Origin of the sequence: Chryseobacterium sp. VD8, from assembly GCF_037149975.1 — a bacterium.
GTDB lineage: Bacteria > Bacteroidota > Bacteroidia > Flavobacteriales > Weeksellaceae > Chryseobacterium > Chryseobacterium indicum.
This window is the reverse complement of the sequence record NZ_JBBCQL010000285.1, coordinates 1-5,051: the sequence shown is the minus strand read 5'-3', so window position 1 is coordinate 5,051 and position 5,051 is coordinate 1. Positions and strand designations below refer to the sequence as shown.

4 protein-coding genes and 2 pseudogenes are annotated in these 5,051 nt (G+C 34.6%); 2 read left to right on the top strand and 4 right to left on the bottom strand.

Going from position 1 to position 5,051, the window contains the following annotated elements; all coding sequences use genetic code 11:
- A pseudogene (locus tag WFK35_RS20510) lies at positions 1-858 on the bottom strand (endonuclease MutS2); the annotation flags it as partial.
- An 801-nt stretch (positions 859-1,659) separates the two neighbouring features.
- On the opposite strand from WFK35_RS20510, the gene WFK35_RS20505 reads away from it, so the two are divergent.
- Complete coding sequence (locus WFK35_RS20505; protein WP_336734321.1) at positions 1,660-2,199, top strand: GNAT family N-acetyltransferase; 540 nt, start codon at positions 1,660-1,662, stop codon at positions 2,197-2,199.
- Between the two features lie 376 nt (positions 2,200-2,575).
- The gene (locus WFK35_RS20500) at positions 2,576-3,217 is read left to right on the top strand and encodes a uracil-DNA glycosylase (RefSeq protein WP_214589070.1); all 642 of its coding nucleotides are present in this window, start codon (positions 2,576-2,578) and stop codon (positions 3,215-3,217) included.
- Here WFK35_RS20500 and WFK35_RS20495 read toward each other — a convergent pair.
- From WFK35_RS20495 to WFK35_RS20485, 3 genes and pseudogenes are all read right to left on the bottom strand, one after another.
- Complete coding sequence (locus WFK35_RS20495) at positions 3,204-3,695, bottom strand: hypothetical protein (RefSeq protein WP_336734319.1); 492 nt, start codon at positions 3,693-3,695, stop codon at positions 3,204-3,206. The genes WFK35_RS20500 and WFK35_RS20495 overlap by 14 nt on opposite strands.
- An 11-nt stretch (positions 3,696-3,706) precedes the next feature.
- Positions 3,707-4,198, bottom strand: coding sequence for a DUF456 domain-containing protein (locus WFK35_RS20490; RefSeq protein WP_336734317.1), 492 nt, complete (start codon positions 4,196-4,198; stop codon positions 3,707-3,709).
- A gap of 75 nt (positions 4,199-4,273) precedes the next feature.
- Positions 4,274-5,051 (bottom strand): annotated as a pseudogene (locus WFK35_RS20485) (hypothetical protein); the annotation flags it as partial.

Below are 5,051 nucleotides of genomic sequence, written 5' to 3'. Positions count from 1 at the left end.
CTCTGCAAATTTAGCCTTCGCTCTCGTTAAATCAAGGTCGAAAATATACTTCTGATATCTCCAGAGCTGAGGTTGAAATTCCGCCAGTTCTGCGGTAAGCTGTCTTAAAATCTTATCAATTTCCTTTTTCTCTTCCTCCTCGCTTTCACGAAGCTTGAAATAATGCTTTACTACGGAATCCGGCTGAATATAAGTGATAGAACCGGTTTTTGAAAGTCCCAAAACTCTTCCCGGAACTCTTCTTTTGAAACCCGATTTTACCGCTAAAACTCTTTGGTCATCAATAATCGTTTCGCGAATATCATCCAGAAAATCACTCTGTCCATAAGTTGTTAACGCACGGTTAAAGTTTTCCTGAATCGCTTTTTTGGCGTGCTGAATTTCACTTCTTAACCCTTTTAAAGCAGGGGAAGCTTCGCTTTTCACCTCACCAAAACGGTTGAATACTTTATCAACTTTATCAATAATCTCTTTTCTGAATTCCAGAACAGAAACATCTTCCATGAGAGTAGGAAAGGTTTCCGGCATGGTCGGGAAGAACTTCTGCAATTTCCCGATTTGCTCCGTGATGGTTTTGATTTTGATGAAAGCGCTGTTTTCCAGTCGGTAATTTTCGATCAGCATTAGCTTCAGCTCACTTTCGATATCTTCATATTCATCAAACGGAATTGCATTTGAACTTTCAAAACTCGAAAGATATTCGGAAGTTTTTTTCAATGAAAGTTCTGCCTCGTCTATTTCCATCGGACGAAGTTGAAGAATTTTTTCTCTTGTTTTCGGAGAATACGCAAAGGGAGAAATTTCCGCGAGCAATTGCGGAAACTCTAATTCGTTTAAATCTTCTTTATTTATATACACACTGCAAAGATAATTAATTTGAAAATGAAATAATTTGAGAATGTGAAAATGATTTATTGATTTGATCTCTTTTATCAATATAAGCTTCGGGAATTCCATTCTATACTTTTAACGCTTCGATTGTATTCTGAATGTTACTTTTTGTAAAAAGTTTTCTGAAATCATTAATGTGCTGTATAATTAAGTAATGGCTGATTTTAATTTTAAAACCTCACAGGTTTCAAAAACCTGTGAGGTTTACCACTGTTTGACAATTAGATTTAATTTTTGAACCTCAGGCTGACTTCTTTTAATAAAATTTTTGTGATTTTTGAGTCAGAAATTAATGAGTTTGATTACTAAGTTTATTTTAAAACCTCACAGGTTTCGAAAACCTGTGAGGTTTACCACTGTTTGACAATTAGATTTAATTTTTGAACTTTAGGCTGATTTTTTTTAATAAAATTTTGTGTGATTTTTGAGTCAGAAATTAATGAGTTTAATTACTAAGTTTATTTAAAACCTCATAGGTTTCAAAAACCTGTGAGGTTTGCCACTATTCAATAATTAGATTTAATTTTTGAACTTTGAGTCGACTTCTTTTAATAAAATTTTTTGTGATTTTTGAGTCAGAAATTAATGAGTTTAATTACTGAGTTTATTTAAAACCTCACAGGTTTCAAAAACCTGTGAGGTTTGTTTACGACTTTTTAACAATTAGATTTAATTTTTGAACTTTAGGCTGACTTTTCGAGTAAAATTTTCGTGTTTTTTGGTCGAAATTAATAAGTTTAATTTATTAAATTTATGTAAGTTTGAATTATGAAGCTAGAAACCGAAAGATTAATTCTCAAACCCATCGACGAGAGTTATACAGAAGACATTCTAAAGATCAGAAGCGATGAAACCATTAACCAATTCGTACACCGAAATCCGCCTAAAAACAATTATGATGCGCTTCAGTTTATTTTAACAATTAAAGAAAATACCCGAAATCAGAAATCTTTTTACTGGGGAATTTCTTTAAAAGACCAGCCGAATCTGATTGGAACCATTTGTCTATGGAATTTTTCCGAAGACCGAAAAGAAGCAGAAGTCGGTTATGAATTATTACCGGAGTATCACAGAAAAGGAATCATGTCAGAAGCTTTGGCTGTAGTAGTGGATTTTGCATTTAAAAATTTACATTTGCAGGAAATTGTTGCGATGACGCATAAACTCAACGAAAATTCAAAAGGACTTCTTTTAAAACATGATTTTGTATTGCAGGAAGATAGGAAGGATGAAGATTTTCCGGAGAATCTGGTTTTTAGTTTGAAGAAGAAAAAAAAGAATTATTGGTTTTCTTATCGAAGAGGATAATGTATCTACCGTGGGTTTAGATTATTCTATAATAAATTTTATGAAGAGAAAAACTTGAAGACTCATTAAACTGGCTTAATCAAAATTCTGCTGGAAATGATAGGGTTGTCTTGAGACTGGATAATGGAGATTATGTTGATGTTTTAGGGTAGTATTTTCAAAGAATTGATAAGGTTCTTTGAATAAAAAAAGTATGATTAATAGTTGATAATTAAATAAATTTATTTGTCATTTCGACGGAGGAGAAATCTTTTTTTATTTTAATCATTAAATTTGCGTTAGATTCTTCATTACGCTTTACTTCATTCAGAATGACAAGTTGGCGTAAAAATTGAATTTTTAAATTAATTCATTCTCAAATTTTCAAATTTTAAAAATGACCTGGACAGAAATATTAGCCCCCATAAAAAACACCCCATACTTTACCAACCTTTGGGAAAAAGTAAAGCAAGAATATGCAGCCACTAAAGTTTTTCCACCAAAAAATCAGATTTTCAGAGCGTTGGAAATTACGCCTTTTGAAGATATCGAAGTAGTGATCATAGGACAGGATCCTTATCATAATGATTATCAGGCAAATGGTTTGTGTTTTTCCGTTTCTGAACAGGTTGCCGCGCCGCCTTCTCTGAAAAATATTTTTATTGAATTAAAAGATGATTTGGGTGTTGAAAGAACTTCAAAAGAATTGGACGATTGGGGAAAACAAGGGGTTTTACTGTTGAATGCAACTTTAACCGTTCGTGCGCATTCTCCTAATTCACACAAAGACTTGGGATGGGAAAAATTTACAGATTTCATCATCAAAGAAATTTCAGATAAAAAAGAAAACGTTGTTTTTGTTCTTTGGGGCGCTTTTGCACAAAAAAAAGCCGAACTCATTGATCCGGCTAAACATTTCATCTTAAAATCTGCGCATCCCTCTCCGTTTTCCGTGTATAGAGGATTCTTCGGAAGCAGACCTTTTTCAAAAATTAATGAATATCTTGTTTCAAAAGGGAAGAAACCTATTTCATGGTAGGATTTTCTCCTCCTTTTTTAATGGTAATTCCTATTTTATATTTCCCGTTCAAAGCTTTTGCCCCGTCTTCTGAAGAAGGATAAGGCTGAACATCCGTTAAAGAAATGGTATATCCGTTAAATGCAGCCGACTGATGGTAGTTCCTACCTTCATTATCTATAGTAGCTAAATTCAGAACCATTGGTCGGGTTGCAGTTCCCATTACTTCAACCTGCGCTACGGCAACTCCCGCCCAAATGCAGTTTACTCCTTTTGGACAGCGGCTGTCTTCCGATATTCCTTTAAAGGTTACATTCATTTCATATTCTTTCAGAAATTTATTTTCTCCTTCATTGAAATAAATGATTTCGCCATCTTTATTAGTTACTTTTGTAACGCCTGTTTTATCCGTATTCACTTTTAATTTATTTTTCTTTTGAGCATTGCAGTTCATTAAAAATAACGAACCTAAACTCAGGATAAGGATTTTATGAAACATAATTTTTTATTTTAGATAATATTAAGCATATTAAATAATACCACCAAAAACATTGCCACACCTACCACGAAATTAAATCCTGTTCCGTAAATAAATCCTATAAATGCTCCTTTTGTAGACTTCAGAGCTTTGTTTATATCCTGACTGTCGTGAAGAAGCTCTCCCACAAAAACTCCTGCAAACATTCCTACCAGAAATCCTAAAGGAATCGGTAAGAAAATTCCTACAATGGTTCCGATAACCGAACCAATGCTTCCCCAGCGGGTTCCGCCGTATTTCTGGGTGGTTTTTGCCGGAATAACGTAATTTAAAACAACAGATGCCGCAGTGAGCATTACAAATACCCATACATAGATCATAGACAGATCTGCATCTGTACCGTATTTATAAATCAAAAGTCCGCAAATGCTTAATAATAACCCCGGTAAAACAGGGAGAAACGTTCCTACAATACCTAAAACCAAAAGAATAATACAAAGGATATTAATTAATGTTGTGTCCATAAGTTGAAATTTATTGACAGTATATAACAAAAGTGACTCCAAAGAGCCACTTTATATAATAATGAAAAAAATGGATTAAAGATTCAGGATTACGTACTGTAGAATAACACCTGCATTGCCGATGTTTCCTGCAGCATGGTTGTGGAAACTCGTATAATAAATAAAGCCGCTGTTGGATGAGCCGGAGCAAGGACCTACAGTTGCTCCTAATGCAACAAGATAAGGAACCAGAGTCTGCGGAACTGAAATCGTGATCTGGATATTAGTTCCCGGAATTGTAACGCAAACCGGAACAAAAGTGGTGTTCGGTGCATTTCCGATTGGAGTTACAGGAATTCCTGTAGCTGTAAAATGATTCGTTCTCAGCATCAATGCCTGATTGGCTCCGTCTTTTACCAGAACTTCCCAGTAAGAAGAATCATAACTGGTAATTTTTTGCCATGCTCCCAAATCAAAATCAATATTAAGATTGCTGAAACCAAGAGCAGAAGACAATCCTGCGTTGCTTACCACAGCCGGAACAATTCCCGAACTTCCGTTATTCACAGAACATAGTTTTGAATCAGGAACAAATCCTCCCGCTGGAGCGCAGCCTGAAGTATTATCTGTTCCGCCTACCAGATAAGAAACATCCCAGTCCGAAGCATAGATACTTCCTCCATTAGCAACGAAAATAGCAAGATTTGCATCAATTGCAGGGAAAAGTACCTGATTGGTGGAATACTTTCTGGAACCGCAGTTCAGGAAGATAATATCATATTGTGCAATGGTATTTAAATTCGTAAGATAATTATTCGTGATTTCTGTTGCGGTATATCCTAATGAAAGAATAATATCTTCAATTTTATCATAC